General features: G+C 70.3%; 8 protein-coding genes. 3 read left to right on the top strand and 5 right to left on the bottom strand.

Annotated features, from left to right (window positions below; translation table 11 throughout):
- Window positions 1–10: 10 nt before the first annotated feature.
- On the bottom strand, window positions 11–4,333 hold the full coding sequence (locus tag ACTJLF_RS08870; RefSeq protein WP_440882908.1) for an OmpA family protein: 4,323 nt from the start codon (window positions 4,331–4,333) through the stop codon (window positions 11–13).
- Window positions 4,330–12,402 (bottom strand): SdrD B-like domain-containing protein, encoded by an 8,073-nt coding sequence (locus ACTJLF_RS08865; protein ID WP_440882907.1) that lies wholly within the window; start codon window positions 12,400–12,402, stop codon window positions 4,330–4,332. The genes ACTJLF_RS08870 and ACTJLF_RS08865 overlap by 4 nt, the downstream gene beginning before the upstream one ends.
- Window positions 12,403–12,636: 234 nt before the next feature.
- Between ACTJLF_RS08865 and ACTJLF_RS08860 the strand changes: the two genes are divergently transcribed.
- Window positions 12,637–13,473 carry a helix-turn-helix domain-containing protein gene (locus ACTJLF_RS08860; protein ID WP_440882906.1) on the top strand — a complete coding sequence of 279 codons (837 nt, stop codon included), beginning with the start codon at window positions 12,637–12,639 and terminating at the stop codon, window positions 13,471–13,473.
- A gap of 19 nt (window positions 13,474–13,492) precedes the next feature.
- A complete protein-coding gene (locus tag ACTJLF_RS08855; RefSeq protein ID WP_440882905.1) occupies window positions 13,493–15,853 on the top strand; it encodes an ATP-binding protein in 2,361 nt (786 codons plus the stop codon).
- 121 nt (window positions 15,854–15,974) lie between these two features.
- Here the strand turns inward: ACTJLF_RS08855 and yjjJ are convergent, their stop codons facing one another.
- The gene (gene yjjJ, locus ACTJLF_RS08850; RefSeq protein WP_440882904.1) at window positions 15,975–17,360 is read right to left on the bottom strand and encodes a type II toxin-antitoxin system HipA family toxin YjjJ; all 1,386 of its coding nucleotides are present in this window, start codon (window positions 17,358–17,360) and stop codon (window positions 15,975–15,977) included.
- Between the two features lie 21 nt (window positions 17,361–17,381).
- Between yjjJ and ACTJLF_RS08845 the strand changes: the two genes are divergently transcribed.
- Window positions 17,382–18,164: a hypothetical protein gene (locus tag ACTJLF_RS08845; RefSeq protein ID WP_440882903.1), complete on the top strand. Its 783-nt coding sequence runs from the start codon at window positions 17,382–17,384 to the stop codon at window positions 18,162–18,164.
- Between the two features lie 22 nt (window positions 18,165–18,186).
- Here the strand turns inward: ACTJLF_RS08845 and ACTJLF_RS08840 are convergent, their stop codons facing one another.
- Together ACTJLF_RS08840 and ACTJLF_RS08835 are read right to left on the bottom strand one after the other, a co-directional pair.
- Window positions 18,187–19,332: a sigma-54 interaction domain-containing protein gene (locus tag ACTJLF_RS08840; protein WP_019655286.1), complete on the bottom strand. Its 1,146-nt coding sequence runs from the start codon at window positions 19,330–19,332 to the stop codon at window positions 18,187–18,189.
- Window positions 19,329–20,456, bottom strand: a complete 1,128-nt coding sequence (locus tag ACTJLF_RS08835) for an acyl-CoA dehydrogenase family protein (RefSeq protein WP_207902238.1) — start codon at window positions 20,454–20,456, stop codon at window positions 19,329–19,331. The genes ACTJLF_RS08840 and ACTJLF_RS08835 overlap by 4 nt, the downstream gene beginning before the upstream one ends.
- Window positions 20,457–20,509: the final 53 nt, after the last annotated feature.

Below are 20,509 nucleotides of genomic sequence, written 5' to 3'. Positions count from 1 at the left end.
GCTCGCTCCTTCAGAACTTGCCCAGCACGTTCAGGAACCACCCCTTGCTGCGGTAGCTCATGTCGGTGAGGTTGTCGGAGTAGTCGGTGAAGTTGTAGCCGATGCCCACCTTCAGGTTCTCGTTGACGTGGTAGTAGGCGGCGGTGACCCAGCCGCTCTTGCGGTCCTTGAGTTCCCTGGCGCGCAGGGTGCGCCATTCGAGCATCCAGTCCCAGTTGCGCACCAGCTTCCAGTCGACGCGCAGCACGGCCAGCTCGGCCGAGCTCTTGAACCACGGCGCGGAACTGTCTCGGCTCGCGCGCAGTTCGCCGCGGCGCCAGGCGTACTTGCCGCCCAGAGTCCAGCGCTCGCTCAGGTCCCAGGTGGCGTCGATGGCGAAGACGTGGCTGCGCTGCTGGTAGTCGATGCCGGTGGTCGAGACCGTGCCGAGCGTGGAATCGACGCCGCCGGAGACCACCTGGCCGGGCGACGAGAGGTCGTACAGGTAGGTGTACTTGAACAGCAGGTTGAGCCGGTCGTTCAGCGCCGGGCGCAGCGCATAGCCCAGCATCGCCTCGGTGTACTTGGCCGCGGCCAGCGTGCCGGTGGTGCTGTCGCTGTCGGCCCAGTTGAACTTGACGATCCAGCGCGAGTCGTCGTCCACCTTCCAGCTGAAGGAGTTCTTCACCAGCCAGCTGGTGCGGGTCTCGGCGGTGGTGCGGTCCTTGCGGTATTCGAGGCCGCCGCTGTACTTCAGGCGCTCGCTCGAGTAGCCGCTGGTGAAGGCCACCGCCTGGCGGCGCGTCGCGCCGAGCGTCTCGGCGCCGACCCAGCCGTTCTCGAAGTTGACGCCGAAGGTCCAGTGCGTGTCGGGCGCGTACTGCACGCCGTAGGCATGCGTGAGGCCCGGCTGCGCGCCGGTGGCCTGGCGGTGCTCGGTGAAGAGCGTGAGGCCGTCGCCCACGCGCGAGCGCACGCCGGTCACCAGGCTGCCGCCGCGGCCGATGAGGTTCTCGTCGGTGCGGCCTGTGTCCGACACGTAGGTCATGTAGACGCTGGAGCGGTCGTCGTACTGGTAGTCGACGCCGGCCTTGCCCGCGAGGCCGCCATCGCCGGTGGAGAGCTCGCCGCGCAGCGCCAGCTTGTCGTTGACGCGGTAGCGCCCGCCGAAGCCCAGCCGGTCGTTCTCCAGCCGCGTGCCGGTGCGCCGCAGCGTCTTCTGCGCGAAGCCGTAGGCGCTCCAGCGGTCGGCGCCTGTGTATTCGAGCTGCACGGCCGCGTCGGCGCGCTCGCCCGATACCGCCTGCGTGGTCGGCAGCGACGGGCTGGTGATGAGCGCGTCGCCGGTCTTGTCGTCGTAGCGCAGGCCGAGGCCGAGCTTCCACTCGGGCGACAGCGCCAGCGAGTACTGCGCGTCGAGCACGCTGCTGTTGTAGCCGTTCTGTTCGTCGCGGCGGTCCGCCTTCAGGCGCAGTTCGCCGTTCTCCGCCTTCTCGCCGAAGGGCACGGTGGCCTGCACGCCGACCTGGCGCGTCGCGTTGCTCGCGTACTGTCCCGGCGCCGAGAAGCCGGCGTCGCGCGACTGCGCATAGGCGCTCACGCGGCCGCCGCCGCGGATGTCGAAGTCGCCCAGGTCGGCCTGGCCTTCGAGGCGCCAGGCGTTGGCGCTGCCGGTGGGGCCGTTGCCCAAGCCGTTGCCCGGTCCGTTGGTCAGCGAACCGTTGCGGCCTGTGAAGCTGAAGCCGCCGTCCATCGAGTCGAGCTGGGTCGTGCCCGGCCCGCGGCTGCGCGCGAACTCGCCCTTGAGGTAGGTGTTCTCGGTCTTGCGCAGCGTGAGGTCCACGCCGGCCAGGCGCTGGTCGCCGCCGATCTGGTCCTGCCGCGAGGCGGTGACGCCCACGCCCACGTTGTCGCTGGCCCACCAAGAGACACGGCCGCCCACGGCGAGCGTGTCGAGCGAGGTGGCCAGGGGCGTGTATTCGTAGTCCACCACGAGGTAGGTCGGCATGCCGGTGAAGCCGCCCGCGCGCACCAGCGAGCCGTCGTCGGACAGGCTGGGCAGCGGCGCGGACAGCAGCACGCGGCCCTGCAGGTAGTCGATCTCGTAGTCGGTGGTGGGCACGAGCTGCGTGCGCTTGAGCACCAGGCCGGAGTCGCGGTCGCGGATCTCCAGCGTCACGCGCTCGGCGCCGCGCGTGATGTCCTGGTTGCGCAGGTAATAGAGCGAGCCGCCGGTGCCGCGGAACTCTTCTCGCGCGGCCAGCGTGCCGGGCTCGGCCGCGAAGGCGTCGACCTTCAGCCGCGCCTCGCCGAAGGAGGTCGACTCCTCGCCGAGGTAGCGGCCGTGGAAGCCGTAGAGGCCGCGGCTCACGCGGGTGAGCTCGGTGTCGCCGAAGTTGAGCTTGAAGTTGCCCCACATCGCCTGCGAGCGGCCGTCGTCCACGCGCAGGTAGAAGCGGCCCTGGGTGGGCGCGTCCTCGACGGTGGTGGAGTCGTCGCCGAAGGTGCTCCACGAGTCCTCGGGGTCGAAGCGGCGGAAGAGCGAGGTCGGGTCCTTGCGGTCGAGGTTGCGGAACAGCTCCTTCAGCGGGCGTTCTTCCGTGTCGACGCTGGCCGTGAGCGTCCAGCGGTCGTTGAGCTGGCCCTTGGCATAGCCGGCGATGCGGCCTTCGCTCCAGCCGCCGCCGCCGTAGCGGTTCTTGTCGTTGGTCATGATCGCGGCCGGACCGCTCACGCTGTTGCTGCCCACGGTGAGGTCGGCCTGGCCCACGAAGAACCAGTCGCTGGTGGGCAGGTCGAAGTCGCGCCGGTAGACGCGCGTGGCGCCCTGCGCATCGGTGACGGCGATCTCGCCGGTCTGCACGCGGCGCGGCACCAGCTGCTGGAACACGAAGCGCCCGCTCTCGTCCACCGGCACCGCGAAACCCAGCGCGCGCACGCTCTCGCCGGGGCGGATGGCCGCACCGCTGGCGGTGACGGTGCCCGCGCTCAGCGGAATGTTGGCGATGGCGATGTTGTTCTGGCCGTAGCCGCGCAGCAGCTCGCGCGCCGGGTCGGGCGGCGTGCCGGTCTCGGGCTTGTGGCGCTTCACGAGCGTGAGCGAGAGGTCGTCGGTCTCGTCGAAGCGGCCCTGGCGGTCGTAGACCCGCACGCGGTAGTAGAGCTTGCCGCTCGCGCTTTCGGGCAGGCGGTCGAGCAGGCCCTCGGGCACCTGCCACTCGCCGCGCAGGCCGGCATCCAGCGGCACGGTGGCGACCTGGCGGCGCTGCATCGCCTCGTTGGCGGTGTACACGCGCAGTTCGGCCTTCGAGGTGAAGAGCAGGTAGTTGCTGTAGCCCGCGAAGCGCACCGTGTCGCCGGCCACCACGGTGGTGGGCCAGGCGCTGGCGCTGAGTCGGCGCGGCTGCGAGAGGTTGTCGTACTGCAGCCGCAGCTGGTTGCGCTCGAGCTGAACGTCGACACAGCGCTGGCGGTCGGCGCTGGTGGTGCCGTCTGCCGAAGGCTGTTTGCCGTCGGGCGACAGCAGCTGGCCATCCACGCTCAGGCGCAGCGGCGCGTCGTCGGTGCCGAAGGCGGTGAAGGTGCGGCACACGCCGGGGTCGGCCGGCGCGGCGACCGGCGCTGCCGCAACGGGGGCGTCGCGCCAGTAGACGCGCACCTCGACGCGGCGGTTGGCGGCCCAGTTGGCCGGGTCGGTGGCGGGCGTCGCCACGGGCGCGTCGGGACCGCGCGAACTCGCGGCCGCGGCCGTATCCGGCAGGCCGAGGCGTTGCGTGAGATGGCGCGCGGCCTGCTGCGCGCGCGCCAGGCCCAGCGCGTGGTTGTCGGCGAAGCGCTCGCGCGATTTCGCACTCAGCGCCTGCGTGTCGGTGTGGCCGACGATCTCGAAGCGCAGCCCGTCGCGGCCCTTCACCTGTTCGGCGATGCGGTCGAGCTGCGCGCGGTCGGCGGGGGAGAGTGCATCGGCGCCGGAATCGAAATGCGGCGTGCTGGCGTCGCTGCGTTCGACGGGCGCGGCGACTGGCGATGCAGCCGGCGCGGCCGGCACCGCGCGCTCGTCGCCGAGCACGAAGGTGGCCTTGGGCAGCTCGCGTTCGCTGCTGCGCGGCAGGCGGCGCGCACCGTCGATCTCCACCGCGCGCGGGTCTGCCGCGGCATGGTCGAGCATGCGGCCGCGCACCGCGGTCTCCTGCGCGGCGGCCAGGCCCATGCCGAAGCAGGCGGCGGCCACGGCGCTCGCGAGGGCCATGCGCTTGGGCAGCGTCTTGCTGTTTCTTCTTCTCATGTCGGCTCGCTCGATCGGGTTCGGTGTCTGGGGGCGGGTCATGGCGGCGGTGGCTTTTGCTCGCGTCATGGCTTGGCCTCCCCTTCGGGGGCGGCGGCAGGCACCAGCTCGATCTCGACGTCCAGGTTGAAGAGCGGCGGCTCGTTGCGCGAAGCGCGCTGCTCGCCGAGCTGCTTCCAGCGCGAGAGCACCGCGGCCTTCACCGCATCGGTGCGGTCGCGGCCCAGCGATGCGGGCTCGCCCGGCGCGGCCTTGTAGGCCAGGCGCAGCACCGATGTCTTCTCGGCCAGCACGGCCACCGTGCGGTCGAGCTCGCCTGCGAAGGCGGCGCGCAGCGTGGCGGTGCCGTCGTCGAAGGCCGCGCCCTGAAGCGCGAGGCGCACCACGCGGTGAACGGTGGCGCCGAAGTTGATCTTCAGCACCTTGCCGCGCGTGGCGCGCTCGGCCGCCGGGTTCTCGCTGGTGGTGCGATAGCCCGAGGGCAGGGTGCGCTCGTCGAGCTTGAGCACCAGGTTGCTGCCGGTGCCTTCCTTCGGAATGGCGGCGCAGGCGATGTGGTAGCGGCCCTCGGCGTCGGTGGTGGTCAGCACGCCGTTGACGGTGGCGATGCGCACGTTGGCCAGGCCCGGCTCGCCGTCGTCCTGGTAGCCGTTGGCGTTCCTGTCGTCGTAGACCTTGCCGATCACGTCGGTGCAGTCGAAGAGGGCGTCGGGCACCACGCGCACGGCGGCGGTGGCCAGGTTCGACAGCGTCCGGCCGCCCACGCCCTGCGTGGCGACGACCTGGTTGACGAACTCGCCTTCGCCCACGCCGACGCCCACGCCCGCGACCATCAGGTATTCCTTGGTCTCGTTGGGCGCGAAGTTCTGGCCTGGCACCACGACCTGGCGGCCGTTGACCTGCGGGATCACGGGCAGCGCCACGCCGCCGGGCAGGGTGCGCACGCTGAGCGAGCCCTGGATGTAGCGGAAGCCCGGCGGCAGCGTGTCGACCACGGCCACGCCCGGCACCGTGGTGCTTCGCGTGTTGCGCGCCGTGATGCGGTAGGGCAGCAGCTCGCCCTTCTTCACGGTCAGCTTCGAGGTGGTCTTGCGCAGCTCGATGAGCGTGGCGTTCGACGGGTCGAGCGGGATGTTGTTGGCCACCACGTGCTGGCCGCCGCCGCCCGGCATGTTGAACACCAGGTAGTAGCCCGCGCCCGGCATCAGTGCCGCGCCGGGGCTCACCACGCAGGGGTTGGTCTGCGCGGGCGCCGGTCCGTTGGCGGGCGCCGCGCACGACTGAGTGCCCAGCGCGCCGGCCGCCGCCGGGTACATCGTCGATGGCAGGTAGGCGCCCGGCGGGGTGACGACCAGGCGGTACTCGCCGGCCGGCGCGCCCGGCAGCACGAAGAAGTCGTAGTAGCCGTTGGCGCCGGTGGTGTAGCTGTCGCGTCCGTCCAGCAGGTGCTGCGCGGGGTCGAAGCCCGGCGGGCCGACCAGCTTCACCACGGCGCCGGGCACGGGCGTGCCGCTCACGCTGTCGTACACCACGCCGCCCGGGTCGTAGGGCAGGTCCTGCTTCTGGATGTTGGCGCCCGCGGTCACGCGCACCTTGATGCTGAAGCGCGGATCGCTCGGAGCCGGCGTCGGGTAGGGGCCGTTGGCGCCGTTCTGCGCGGCATCGGTCGGCCACACGCCGCCCACGACGCGGCCGTCGGGCGCGCGGAAGCGCACGCGGTATTCGCCGGGCGTGAGGTCGCCGAAGCGGTAGCTGCCGTCGGCATTGGTGGTCACGGTGTAGAGCACGGTGGCCGCGTTCTCGGCGCAGGCGTTGCCGCCGTCGGCGCAGCGCAGCAGCTCCACCGTCCAGCCTTCGCCCTGGCCCTCGCCCGATTCGCGGCTGCGGTTGTGGTTCTGGTCGAACCACACGGTCCCGGTCAGCGATGCGGGCTGGTTGCTGTGCTCGGTGAAGTCGTAGCCGGTGCCGTTGGCCTCCAGGCCCGTGAAGCTCACGCGGATCTGGTTGGTGCCCTGCGCGGTGCCGCCCAGCGTGCCGGGGATGGCGATGCCTTCGTCGTAGCCGCTTGGCTGCGTCTCGGTGATGGTGTAGCCGCCGCTGCCCGGAAGGGGCAGGCCGGGCAGCTCGTAGCGGCCGTTGGCGTCGGTGACGGCGGTGCGCGTCACCGGCTGGCCGGCCGCGTCGGTGCCGGTGAGCGTGATGGTCACGCCGGCGATCGGCAGGTCCTGCGGCTCGCGCTTGCCGTTGCGGTTGGCGTCGTTGTAGACGGTGCCCGCCAGCGATGCGCCGCGTTCGCCGAAGTTGTAGTTGTCGCCGTTGCCGCCGCGGTAGGCGATGGCGCTGATGACGTCGTTGCCCAGCGTGCCGGTGGTCGCGCCCTCGACGGTGCCCACGGCGTCGAGGCCGTCGGCGTAGGTCACGGGCTGCGTCTCGCGGATGGTGTAGCCCGCGGCGTCGGCCGGCAGCAGGCCGGTGAAGACATAGCGGCCGCTGGCGTCGGTGACCACCGTGGCGTTCACCGCGAGGCCGCTGGCGGAGCGGCCGGTGAGCGTGAGCGTCACGCCCGGAATGCCGGCCTCGGTGGGCTGGCGCACGCCGTCGTTGTTGGTGTCGACGTACACCCAGCCCGCGATCTGGCCGCCGCGCTCGCCGAAGTTGTAGTCGATGCCCGCGTCTTCCGACACCAGCGCGAGGCCGCCGAAGCGGTCGTTGGTGCCGCCGGGGTTGGCGGTGCCGCGCGGCGCGCCGCCCACGGTGCCGAGCGACTCGGGGCCGTCGGCCACGCCGGCGGGCTGCGTCTCGTCGATCTGATAGGTGCCGGGCGTGAGTGCGTCCACCAGGTAGTGGCCGTCGGCGGCGGTCTGCACCGTGCGGTCGACCGCGTTGCCCTGGAAGTCGGTGCCGGTCACGCGGATGGTGGTGCCCGCGATGCCGGGCTCGCCGGTGTCGCGCGTGCCGTTGGAAGGCGCCACGTCGGCGTACACGTAGCCCGAGAGGCTCGCGGGCTTCACGGCCGAGAAGTTGTTTCCGGCGGAGCCTGCGCCCGCGGCGCCCAGCACGATGTTCTGGATCACGTTCGCGGTCGAGCCGTTGGGGCCGTTGGTCACGCCGCTGCCGCTGGTGGGCACCGAGCCCGGCGTGCTGCCCGCGCCGCTGACGGTGCCGGCGCGCGTGATGCCGGGCAGGTAGCCCGCGGGCCGCGCCTCGGTCACGGTGTAGCTGCCCGGTGCGAGGTTCGGGAAGCTGTAGTCGCCGCTGGCGTCGGTGGTGGTGGTACGCGACACCGCCTGGCCGTTGACGTCAGTGCCGGTGAGCGTGATGGTCACGCCCGCCAGGCCCGGCTCGGTGGCCGGTGCGCCCTGTGCGCCGTTGCCGTCGCGGTCGTAGTACACGCGGCCCGAGATGCCGCCGGGCAGCAGCTCGCCGAACCAGTACTCGCCCTGCGTCGACGGCACGTTGGTGCCCGAGACGGTCACTCCGGTGATGACGTTGCCGCCGCCCTGGGGCGTGCCGGGCTGGCCGTTGTTGTTGGCCTTGCCGGGGGCGTAGTTGGCCGGCTGCGTCTCGGTGATGGTGTAGCCGCCCGCGCCCGAGGGAGGCACGTTGCGGAACTCGTAGGCGCCCGGCGTGCCGGTGGCCACCGCGAGGATGTTCACCGGGTTGCCCGCGGCATCGGTGCCCGTCAGGCGCAGCTCGACGTTCGGGATGCCGGTGTCGCCCGCCTGCGGGATGCCGTCGTTGTTGCCGTCGACGAACACGCGCGTGGTGATGCGGGTGAGCTGCTCGCCGAAGTTGTAGCCCGTTCCGTTCACGTTGGAAGCCAGCGTGATGGCGCTCACCACGTCGTTGCCCGCCGTGCCGCCTGCAGAGCCGGCCGCGTCGGCGCCGTCGACGAAGCCGGCCGGCTGCGTCTCTGTCAGGGTGTAGTTGCCGGGCGTGAGGTTGTTGAAGGCGTAGTTGCCGGTGCCCGCCGCCGTGGTGGTGGTCAGCGACACCGGGTTGCCGTACATGTCCGTGCCGGTGAGGGTGACCGTCACGCCGGCGATGCCGGGGTCGCCCGCGCTGGAGGAGCCGTTGTAGTCGGCGTCGTGGTAGACGCGTCCGGCCAGGCTGGATGCACGCACCTCGCCGAAGTTGTTGGCGCTGGAAGCGCCGCCCGTGCCGAGCACGATGTTGTCGATGCGGTTGGCGTTGGAGCCGTTCGGGCCGTTGCCGGTGCCCGGCGGCACGGTACCGGGCGTGCTGCCTGCGCCGCTGACGGTGCCGGCACGCGTGATGCCGGGCAGGTACGCGGCGGGCTGGTCCTCCACCACGCTGTAGGTGCCGGCGGGCACGGTGAAGCTCCAGTTGCCGCCGGCATCGGTGGTGGTCGTGAGGGCGATGGGGTTGCCCGAGCTGTCGGTGCCGCTCAGGCGGATGGTCACGCCGGCGATGGCGGGCTCGCCGCCGTCGATCAGGCCGTTGCCGTTGAGGTCCTCGTACACGCGGCCCGAGAGCGCGCTGTTCTGCACGGTGACGCTGCCGTCGTTGAAGTTGTTGCCGCCGTTCGGGTCGGTGCCGCCGTTGGTGTCGCCCGAGCCGGTGGTGACGATGTGCGCGCGGTTGGTCAGCACGGTGCCGTTGGCCGGCGCCGCGCCGCTGAAGCGCACCGGAATGCGCACCGTGGCCGTGCCGTTGGCGGGCATCGAGGTGATGGCGCAGCTCACGGCGGTGCTGCCGACCGTGCCGGTGCAGGTGGGCGCGGCGGGCGTGAAGCTGCCGCCGGTCACGGTGAACACCGGCGGGCCGGCCAGCACCAGCGATGCGGGCAGGGTGTCGGTGAAGCTGGTGGTCTCGGCGCTGTCGGGGCCGTTGTTGCGCAACTGCACGAGCCAGTCGAAGGGCACGGCCGAGGACACGGTGGTCACCGGCGTGGCGGTGCCGGCCATGACGGCGGCCTTGGAGACCACCTGCACGTCGGCCTTGAAGCGGAAGGTGGTGTTCTCGGCCACCGCGTTGTTGCCCTGGACGGTGTCGAACGCATTGCGCGCGGCGTCGAAGAAATCGACCTTGGCGTTGTTCTGGAAGGTGCCGCGCGAGACGCCGCGCAGCACCACGCGGAACTGCAGCGTGTTGGGTTCGCCGGTGGCGGTGGCACCCGAGCCGCCCAGCGTCGGGATGGTGAAGACGATCTGTCCGCCGGCCGAGCCGATCGCGGCGCCGCTGGCCAGGGCGAAGGTGGTGCCGCCAGGGGCTGTCACCGACACCAGCGTGGGCGGCAGCTCGCCGTTCGGACCCGGCAGCGGCAGCGTGTCGACCATGCGCACGTCTTCCGCCGTCGAGGCGCTGTTGTTCGACACCGTGATGGTGTAGCCCACGTCGTCGCCCACGTTCACCGGGTCGACGTCGTCGCGCTTGGTGACGACGAGGTCGTACACCGGCGCGGTGATCGTCGCCGGCGCGGCGGCGTCGTTGTTGGCGGTGGTGATCTCGGGCGTGGCCGTGGAGACGCGCACGTTGTTGGTCACCGTGGAGCCGTTGAGCACGTACAGCGGCCGCACCTGCACCGTGACGGTCTGCTGCACGTTGCGGTCGAGCGAGGTCCAGGCGCACTCGAGCTGGTTGTTGGTGGTGCCGGTGCCCGTGGGCTGCGTGGTGTTCGGCTTCGTGCTGCAGCTGCCGCCGCCGGAGGGAGTGGCAGAGATGAACATCAGGTTGGCCGGCAGCGTGTCGACCACGTGCACGTCGTAGGCGCGGCTGAGGCTGCCCTGCGCGAGGCTCTGGTTGCGTGCCGTCAGCGTGTAGGTGAGCATCTGGCCCACGGGCACCGAGGCGGGGCTGGCCGACTTGGTGACCGTCACGTCGGTGCGCGCGAGCAGGTAGGCGGTGGTGCTGCCGCTGTTGTTGGCCAGGTCCGGGTCGGCCGGCGTGGTTGCCAGTGCATTGGCGGTGTTGTTGATCTGGAAGCCGTGGTCGGTGGCCGAAGCGCCATCGCCGTAGTGCTTCGTGACAACCTGGATGACCGGGCACAGCGGCAGGGCGCTGGCGGGGTCGGTGCTCGCGCGGCAGACCGGCAGGGTCGACAGCGTGCAGTTCGACAGCGACGCCTGGCCGAAGCCGCTGCCGTTGGCTGGCAGCGCGCAGGTGCCTGCGAAAGTGCCGCCGTTGGGCGTCTGCGAAACGGTGCCTGCGCCGATGACCTGCGCGAAGTTGTCGGTGACGACCACGTTCTGCGCCTCGGAGGGGCCGGCGTTGACCACCTCGATCTGCCAGGTGACGTCCTGGCCCACGATCTGGCGGTTGCCCGCACTGTCGCCGATGCCCACCACGCGCTTGAGCACCTTCACGTCGGCGGCGGTGGCGTTGTCGTTCACGCCGGTGCCCAGGCTCACGCAGTCGTTGCCGGTGTTGGCGTCGGGGTCGGCGCCCAGCGTGGGCGCGGCCGCGGGCAGCGCCACGTTCACGCACATGGTGTTGACGATCTGGCCGCCGCCCGAAGGCAGCGCCGGGATGGTGGCGTTCACGATGATGTAGCCGCCGTTGCGCGCGCTGTTGCCGCTGGACGTATCCACGCCGATGTCCGTCGAGAGCGTGCGCGTGCAGGTCACGGTGGCCGGACCGGGCACCGGCGTTGCGGGCGTCGGCGTGACGGTGGCGCCGCCCTTGGTCACCGTGCAGGTGTAGCCGTCGCGCTGCGTGACGCTGTTGATCTGCACGCCGGCCGGCAGGTCGTCCACCAGCTGGATGGTGCTGCCCGCGAGCAGGCGGGTGCTGCCGAGGTTGGTGCTGCCGACCTGGTAGTCGAAGGCCTGGCCCAGCGGCACGTTGTTCTGCGGCCAGCCGCGGCGCTTGTCGGCGCGGAAGTCGGTGGCCGAGACCGCCACGTCGGCCGGCACGCTGCCGGTGGCCGAGTTGGCGATGGGGCCGGTCGCGCTCACGGTGGCCTCGTTGACGATGCCGGTGCCGGCCGTCATGGCGATGACCGGGATCACGATGTCACCGAGCGCCACGCTCGCGCCGTTGTTGCCGCCGATGTTGCTGCGCGTGCAGCTCACCGTCTGGCCGCTGACCGAGCAGGTCCAGCCGGTGGACTGTGCGGGCAGCGCCTGGATCGCGAAGTTGGCGGGGATGGTGTCGCTCAGCGTCACGCCGGTGGGCGGGCTGCCGCTGAAGCTCGGGCTCAGCCTGAAGTTGAAGTGCTGGCCGACGAGCAGCTGGCCGCCGTCATGGCTCTTGGACATGGCGAGCACGTAGCCTGCTGTCACGGTGGTGTTGGCGGTGGCGCTGTTGTTCGTGGAAACGCCGTCGCCCACCGAGCCCACCGCGGTCACGGCCGGCTGGTGGGTGACGGTGGAACCCGCGCCCGCGGTCACCACGGCGTTGATGCTGTAGGTGCGGGTGTTGTTGCCGGCGGTGGCCGGCGTGGCGGGCACGTTGCAGCGCAGCTCGCTGCTGGTGATGGAACAGGCAGCGGGGAGGCTGCCGGCTACCACTGACAGCCCGGTGGGAATCGGGTAGGTCAGCGTCGAGCCCGTGCTGGTGTCGGGGCCGTTGTTGGTGACCGTGAAGACGATCGGCACCGTCGAGCCGCTCGGCGCATTGACCGGCGCGCTGATGGCCACTGCCATGTCCGCGCCCTGGTTCACGGTGATCGTCTTGGTCTCGCTGGAGCCGCCGCCGCTGGGCGTGGCGGTTACGCTCAGCGTGCCCTGCGAGACTGTGCGCAGCAGCACCTGGAAGTCGCGCAGCTGGTTCGCGGCCAGCGTGATGCCCGAGCAGGTCAGCGTGCCGGGGCCGGCCGTGCCCTCGGAAATGATCGCCGAGCAGCTGCCCACGGGCACCGGTCCGGTGCCCAAGTAGATCGAGTTGGCGGGGATGGTGTAGGTGAACGACGCACCCGGCGCGTCGATCGGCAGGCTGTCGCTTTCCGCGATCGTGACGGTGCTCGTCACCGTGCCGCCGGCGGGAAGAATGTCGGGCGCGTGCACGAGGCTCGACACCTGCGGCACCGCGTGCGCCGCCGTGGCGAGCAGCAGGCCTGCCAGAGGGGCGGCAAGGCGCGCCAGGCGGCGGCGCCAGGTGCCGTGCCGCAGGCGCGCGTTGGAAGACACGTCGCGGCGGCCCTGCGCCCGCGACAGATTCGATGGGGTCCTGAACATCCCGTCCCTCGTGATGGCTCTGTGGACCGGGCACCGTTTCTCTTGTGGCGCCGTGAAGGCGGCAGGTGCTCCGGAAAGGGCGGGATTCTTCGGCGCCACCCCGTTGGGCGCCTTTGCGGTTCAGGACGAAAGTTTTGCCAGTAATGACATTTGTTTACCAATGCAACATAATGTGAACTGAATGTGAACTAATTCACGCTGTTTTTTGGCGGCGCACTCCTACGCTCGACGCCCATGTCCTACTGGTCGACAACGCCGCCCCGGCGCGCGCACATCCTCGTCATCGACGACAACATCGAAGAGCTGCAGTTGCTGCTCGGTGTGTTGCGCGAGGCCGGGCATCGCATCAGCCTGGCGTTCGACGCGCTGGAGGGCTACCGCCGGGCGACCGCGCTGCAGCCCGACCTTGTGCTGCTCGACGTGCGAATGGGCGCCACCGACGGCTTCACCACCTGCAGGCTGCTTAAGGCAGACACGACGACCGCGCGCATCCCGGTGATCTTCGTGACCGCTTCCAGCTCGGTGGAAGAGCGCCTCGCCGGCCTGCGCGAAGGCGCGGTCGACTACATCCTCAAGCCCTTCGAGCCGGCCGAAGTGCTGGCGCGCGTGGCCGTGCACCTGGCGCTCGCGAGCTGCCGTGAGCAGGTGCAGGCCTGCATGGAAGAGGCCGAGAGCGCGCTGGAGCACGCCAAGAGCGAACCCGCCGCCGACCACGCCGACCGCGTGCTGGCGCGCGCGGTCGAACGGGTGGTGCGCACCGACCTCGCGAACGTGCCTGCCCTGCCTGCGCTGGCCGCGAGCGTGGGCACGCACGAGAAGCGCCTGTCGCGCGTGTTCAAGGAGCAGACCGGCCGCACGGTGTTCGAGTTCGTGCGCGAGGCGCGGCTCGCCGAGGCGCAGCGGCTGCTGGCCAGCTCCGCGCTCAGCGTCGAGGAAGTGGCCCTGGCCGTCGGCTTCTCGGGCGCGGCCAATTTCTCGACCGCGTTCCGCGAACGCTTCGGCAGCACGCCGAGCGCGTTCCGCCAGGCCAGGCTGGCACCGGTCGCGCCACCGTCAGTGCCTTCGGCCTGACGCGGCACCGGCCAAGGCGGTGACCACCCGGGCCCTTAGCGGCGCTTGCTGCAATCACGGCGCTCGCGGCGTCCGCGCGCTCCTGCTGTACGCCGTCCTCTGGCTGATCGCGCTGCCTGCCGCCTGGGCGGACGCGCTGCGCATCGACGACGAGACCCATTGGCCCATCGTGCTCGACACGCGCGTCGAAGTGTTCGAGGACCCCGGCGGGCAACTCACGTTCGACGAGGTCGACGCATTGCAGGACGGCTCGCCCGAGGGCTTCCAGCCGGGCAGCGCAGCGCGCATGCGCCCGGGCTTCTCCAGGTCCTCCTTCTGGCTGCGGCTGACCGTGGTGAACGGCAGCACCACCATCCAGCCGCTGCGGCTGGTGCTCGATGCCACCTGGCTGCAGCACGTCGATTTCCACGTCCGCCGCGAACTCGCGGGCTGGGCCAGCTGGACGCACGAGCGCACGGGTGTGTCGGTGCGCTCCAGCGCCGCCCGCGAACGTGACCGCGACCGGGTGCCCACGCTGAACCTCGACCTGCGCCCCGGCGAACAGGCGCGGGTGCTGGTGCGCGTGCGCACGGGCAGCAGCGTGAAGCTCGCGCCCAGGCTGTATTCCGCGGACGCCTGGCGCGCGTCGGAAAGCAGCCATGCGCTGATCGACGGCCTTCTCATCGGCGGGCTGCTGGTGCTGTCGGTGTACTCGCTGTCGCTGTGGGTCATCTCGCGCAACCTCGCGATGGCCTTGCAGAGCCTGGGCTTCGCGCTCGTGGCGCTCTACGAGAGCACCTACCGCGGCTACGCGCGCCTTGCGCTCTGGCCCGACAGCATCGAGTGGAGCTATCGCGCGGCCGGCGTCACCGCAGGCTGCTGCGTGCTCTCGCTGATGTGCTACCTGTACACCCTCTCGCGCCGCGGACCGGTGCGCGTGCCCGCGCTGCCGTGGCTCCTGGGGCTCGCGGCGGGGCAATGCGTGGTGGTGCTGGGCACGCTCTTCGGCTCCTACCCGCTCTTCGCGACGGCGGGCACGATCAGCGCGCCGCTGGTGGTGGTCTCGCTGACCGTGAGCGCCTTCCTCTACATGCGCCGCTCGGGGCCGGGCGGGCGGCTGGCCTTTCCGGTGATGAGCATCGTCGCCGTCGGCGTGTGCTTGCGGCTGGTCGAGTTGGTGGCGCCTGCCCACGTGGTGCGCGGATTCGACGCCTATGCGCTGGGCTTTCCGGGCCTGCTGCTCGGCCTGGTGGCATTGGCGGTCTGGGCGCACCACCTGTCGTGGCAACGCCATTCCGCCCAGCGCGCGCTGGCGCACTGGCAGGCGCAGGAGCAGCAGCGGCTGCGCGAAGAGGTGGAGCGCAAGACGCGCGCGCTGAACGCGGCGCTGGAACAGGCCGAGCAGCAGTCGCGCGAGCAGACCCAGCTGCTCGCCTACATCAGCCACGACCTGCGCGCGCCGCTGTCGACCATCATCGGCAACGTGCGCCGGCTCGGCGAGGAGGGCAGTGCGCCGCCCGAACGGCTGCAGGCCATCGAGCGCAGCGCCGCCTACCAGTTCGCGCTCATCGACGACCTGCTGGACTACGCCAGGAGCGAGCTGCTGCCTTTCTCGTTCGAGGCGAAGCCGGTGCACCTGCGCGCGCTGATCGACGACATCGCGCAGTACGCCGACACGCTCGCGCAGCGCCAGCACAACCGCTTCGAACTCGACGTGCTGGGCGCGCTGCCCACGGCCGTGTACCTCGACAGCAAGCGCTTCCAGCAGCTGCTGCTGAACCTGCTGTCGAACTCGGCGAAGTTCACGCGCGACGGCACGATGGGCCTGCGCGTGCAGGCGCGCCCGCGCGAGGATTCATGGCGGCTCGAATTCGACGTCTGGGACAACGGCATCGGCATCGAGAAGGAAGACCAGGCTCGCATCATGCGGGCCTTCGAGCAGGGTGCGCCCGGCTCCAGCGGCCACGGACTCGGCCTGGCGATCGCGCGGCGCATCGTGCAGCACATGGGCGGCCGGCTGCAGCTGGAAAGCCGGCGCAACCTGGGCACGCGCGTGCGCTTCTCGGTGATCGTGAAGGAGGCGCCGAAGGAACTGGTGCCCCCCATCGCGAAGCCGCTGCAGAGCTCCGCGCTGCCGCTCCTGCCCGCGGCCGCACACATCCAGCCGCGTCGAATGCCGGTGCCCGCCATCGCGCCGCTGCCTGCGACGGTGCGCGACGAGCTCGAGGCGCTCGCGCGCGACGGCCGCTGGAGCGACCTTCACGACTGGGCCGACAGGCTCGCAGCCGATGCCCGCCATGCCGCGCTGGTCGAAGCGGTGCGGCACGCGCTGAACCAGCTCGACTTCGAACACATCCGCCTGCTGGCGCGCGCCACGCCCGCGGCGGGCACGGTTGCATGACGGGTTCATCGGCGTGAGTCGTTGAACCGCAGGGGCTCGTGCCGCTGCGCAGTCCCGGCGACCGGGAGCTCCGTTGGTGCCGGCTTGATCCGCCAGCGCCCGTGGCCGTCTGCCGTGTGTATCAGACACGGCTGCTCCTTTCGAGGATTCGCGAGTTCTGAGCGCATTTCTCCCGGAATTCGGCGCTGATTCGTTCGTCGGCTTCCGCGCTCTCCCAGAATGCGAGGGCGGCGCGTGCCGCCAGTTGCCAAAGGCTCTTCTCGGAAGGCAGAGGCAGTTGCGGGGCGTAGGTTCTCGCAGGCAGTTCCACGCCGCGAACGGGGGCGTAGGTCATGGGCAGCATGTCGTAGATCGGGGCGAGCTGCAGCGTGGCCTGGCCGTCGACACGAACGGGTTGGAAGGAGAGATTGCCGTCATGCATGTCGGTGTTGCCGATGAGCTGACCGAAATGCCCGACAAGATCGATACGGCGCAGATCTTCCCGCGTGATCCAGCCCCGTTCGACCAGGGGCCGGACGCCCTCTGCCCACCGGCGTCCGCCGGCGCCGACGAAGGTGGAGTTGAGCGTGCTCCACGAGACGACGGGCGAGCGGCCGAGGGCGCCATGCCTGTCGAACCGGTCGACCTCCAGGAACGTGCGGCCTCCGAAAAGATGGACTCTGGATTCGGCCACGTCGATTTCGGCGTGAGAGGCCAACGCGCGGGCGGCGAGGTGCTCGCACACTAGCAGGTCCGACCAGCGCCGGGTGCCCGGCGAATCGTCGGAGCCAGAGAATTTCACGATCACATGCCTGACCTCTCCGGCGACGTGCCGCATGGCGGTGAACTTTGGAAACTCTCCGCCTGCGGACGAGCCGGCCACGCCGAGCTCCAGCATGTCCGCGGCGATCCGTGGATACGATTTCTGCAGCTGGGCGTTGCTCAGCCCATGAGTTCCGACCTCGTCTCCGAGCGCCTGGGCCTGTGCAAGCCACTTCCTGGCCGCGGGCTCGCCAACCAGCAGATCGCCGGGGACATCGGTGCCGAGCAGGGAGAGCACATGCAGCACGTCGTCGTCCGACCATCTCGTCGGGTCGTCGCTCACCTTCAGCAAGCCCGCATGGTGTCGCGCGAAGTTGCGCCCGAGGAAGCCTTGGGGGCGCATGTCCTGCAACATGTAGGGCAGGCCTTCGAACCAACCCTGTTTCATTTCGTCGTCCAACGGCCAGTCGAAGTCCTCGGAGAACTCCATCGCCGTGCCCTGGGGATATACGAGGTCGAGCAGGGCGATCTGGTGCTGAACGCCATCGCGATCGATGCGGAAAAGCGGCAGCGGGGCTTCGTCCCCTCTCAATGCGCGCCGCGCCGCGTAGCTGGTGCGCCTGGCCTTGCCGCGCACGATGACCGTCGTGCCAGCCGCACGAATGGCCCGGCTCAGGGTGGGACGGCTCACACCCGCAGCGGCGGCAAGGGCGCCCGCCTGAAGAGGGCCCTTGGCGCGCAGGATCGTGAGAGGGTCGGCCGTCATATGAAACGATACTTTTGACGATTGGCAGAAAAAAACACCAGGAGAAGATCGATTCTCTACTCCTCGCTTGAAACAATCAATAAAACGATTTCTTGTCGTTCATCTGAATGCTGTTCGCCAATTGATCTTTGGGATCGCGCCGCGCCGGCGCATCGCGGGACGAACAAGTGGCTGCTGGTCACGCGACTGCTTGATGCGCGCCGGCCCTGGAATGCGCCGAAACAGGATGACCCCGCCTGCGGCTTAGTCGCGGCGGGCACGGAGCTCGATGGTGCCGTCGGATCGGATTCCGCCGGCAGGCACACAGCTTGGCTATGCCGAATGGCGAACAGCCTGGCGATGGGATGCCGCGTGCCCGTCCCCCGAAAGCGGGCCACCGGGAAAGCTCGGAATCGCTGCGGCGAGCGCGGCGGTGTAGGGGTGGCGCGGCCGGTCGAACAGTTCGTGCGAGGGGCCTTCGTCGACGATGCGTCCTTCGCGCATCACCAGCACGCGATCGCATCGGAGGCGGTGCGGCGCGAATCGAGGCTGTCGTGCGGGTCCTGGAACACCATCTGCACCCGACTTCGCCAGGGCGCGCACGCCGCACCGCATCGCATCGCACCACACCACACCACACCACACCACACCGTGATGCGATGCCGCCCAAAGAACAAAAACGGATCAGCGTATGCGGATTCCGCGCTTCGCTTTTCGGGGCCGCGCCTGAACAATGCGGTGTCTTGCCTTCGAGGTGAGTGTCTCCTCGTCGTATCCGAAGCGACGTTCAACGGGCCCTGCGGGGCCCGCTTTTTTTTGCGGTGATGAGCGCCGGGGGTGTTCCCGGCTACTTCAGCGCGGAGATGTCCCGGCTCCTGATGAGCCGCGAGCGCAGCACGTTGCGGCTGATGCCCAGCAGCTTGGCTGCCTGCACCTGGTTGCGGTGGCAGAACTCGAAGGCGGTGCGCATCACGGTCTCCTCGATCTGCTCGAACAGCTGCTCGTTCGGCTCGTTGAAGAGGTCTCGCAGCACCGCCTCCAGCGCCTGCTGCGGCGTGGCGCTGGCCGCGGGCTCGTCTTCGGTCGAGCGCCGCTGGATGTTCAGCGAAGACAGATGCAGATGCTCCGCGCCCAGCACGCCGTTCTGGCAGATCAGCAGCGCGTGGTGGATCACGTTCTCGAGCTCGCGGATGTTGCCGGGCCAGCCGTGCTCGCCCAGCTTCTGCTCGGCGCTCGCGTCGAGGCGCACCGGGCCGTAGCCCAGGCGCTGGCGGTATTCCTCGATGAAGTGCCGCGCCAGCGGCAGGATGTCGCCGGGCCGCTCGCGCAGCGTCGGCAGCGCGAGATGCACCACGTGCAGCCGGTAGAACAGGTCTTCGCGGAAGTTGCCTGCGGCCACCGCGTCCTGCAGCCGCACGTTGGTGGCGGCCACCACGCGGACGTCGATGGGCACGCTCCTGCGCGAGCCCAGCCGCACAACCTCGCGCTCCTGCAGCACGCGCAGCAGCTTGACCTGGATCGACAGCGGAAGGTCGCCGATCTCGTCGAGGAAGAGCGTGCCGCCGTTGGCGGCCTCGAACCATCCCGCCTTGGCCGAGAAGGCGCCGGTGAACGCGCCCTTCTCGTGGCCGAAGAGCTCGCTCTCGACCAGGCTTTCGGAGAAGGCGCCGCAGTTCACGGCCACGAAGGGCTTGCCGCTGCGCCGGCTGAGGTCGTGCACGTGCCGCGCGATCAGTTCCTTGCCGGTACCGGTCTCTCCGATGATGAGCACGTTGGCGTCGCTGGGCGCCACCATGCGGATGCGCTCGAGGAGCGCAGCCGAACGCGGGTCCTGGAACACCTGCGCGGTGGCGCGGATCGAGGTGGTGAGCTTGCGCGGGTTGGGCAGCGTGAGCAGCGTGGACGGAGCGGACGGCGCGGTGGCATCCCAGTCCTCGCCCGGGGATGCGTCGGCCGGCGGCAGAACTGCGAGAGGGCGGGTGTAGGCGGTCATGAGTAGAAGGTCGGTACGGGGTATTGCTGCTTGAGGGCCCATTCGCCGAGCTCTCGCAGCTTGTAGGCCACGGGGTCGTGCAGGGACTGGGTGCGCAGGTTGCGCCAGTGGCGGTCCAGCCGCAGGCCGCCGTGCGTGGCGCGCGCGCCGGCCACGTCGAACATGCGCGTACAGATGTCCAGGCCCGTGTTCGTCGCCGCGACCTTGGCGGTGGCCACGGCCACCGCGACTTCGCCGCGCTCGGGTTCGGTCAGCGCGGGGCCGCGACGCCAGGCCGCATCGAGCCGGTCGGCCGCGCGGTCGGCCAGCGCGCGCACGCTCTCCAGGCCGACCCAGAAGTCGCCGTAGTGGCCGAGCACGTACGGGTCCTCGTGCATCTGCGCGACCTTGGCCGCGTGCCAGGGGCGCGATTCGTGCAGCGTGTAGTGCTTCGCATCGTCGAAGGCCCCTTCCGCGATGCCGAGGTAGATGTTGGCCAGCACGAGCTGCGACACCAGCGGCCGCAGGCAGGCGAAGGGCGTCGAGAGCGGGCCCGGATCGGCCAGCACCTCGTGCTGCTCGACGCGCACCTTCTCGAAGGTCACGCTGCCGCTGTCGGTCTGCCGCTGTCCGATGTTGTTCCAGTCGGGTGCCACGAAGATGCCCGAGCGGCCGGTGGGCACCGCCGCGACGATGAAGGCGCCGCTGCCTTCCTCGCGCGCCGAGGCGATCAACATCTCCGAGTCGAGTGCGCCCGAGCAGAAGCTCTTCTGCCCGGTGAATTCGCGCCAGCCCTCGCGCGCGCTCGACACCGTGCGGTCGTCCAGCGGATTGAGCGCATTGCCCCAGAACCACCGCCGGCGCGCGGTCTGCTCGAACCACGGCTGCCATTGCACGGGCCGCGCGAAGAGCCGCACCGTGGCGAGCATCAGGTGATGGAAGCCGAACACGTGCGCGAGAGAGCTGTCGGCCTGCGCGAGCAGACGCACGACGTCGAGCGTCTCCCGCCAGTCCGCGCCGCCGCCGCCGAATTCGCGCGGAATGCTCAGAGCCAGCAGGCCGCTCTCGCGCAGCGCATCTCGCTCGGCCTTCGGCGTGCCGCCGCGCTCGTCGCGTTCGACCGCGGTCGCCGCGAAGCGCTGCATCAGGTCGCGGGCAATGTCGCGAGGCGATTCGGAAGCCGTAATGGAAAGAACTG

Origin of the sequence: Variovorax sp. 22077 (assembly GCF_052044195.1) — a bacterium.
In the GTDB taxonomy this organism is placed as follows: Bacteria; Pseudomonadota; Gammaproteobacteria; order Burkholderiales; family Burkholderiaceae_C; genus Variovorax; species Variovorax atrisoli.
Note: the sequence above shows the minus strand (reverse complement) of the source record. Positions and strands in the feature narration are given on the sequence as shown.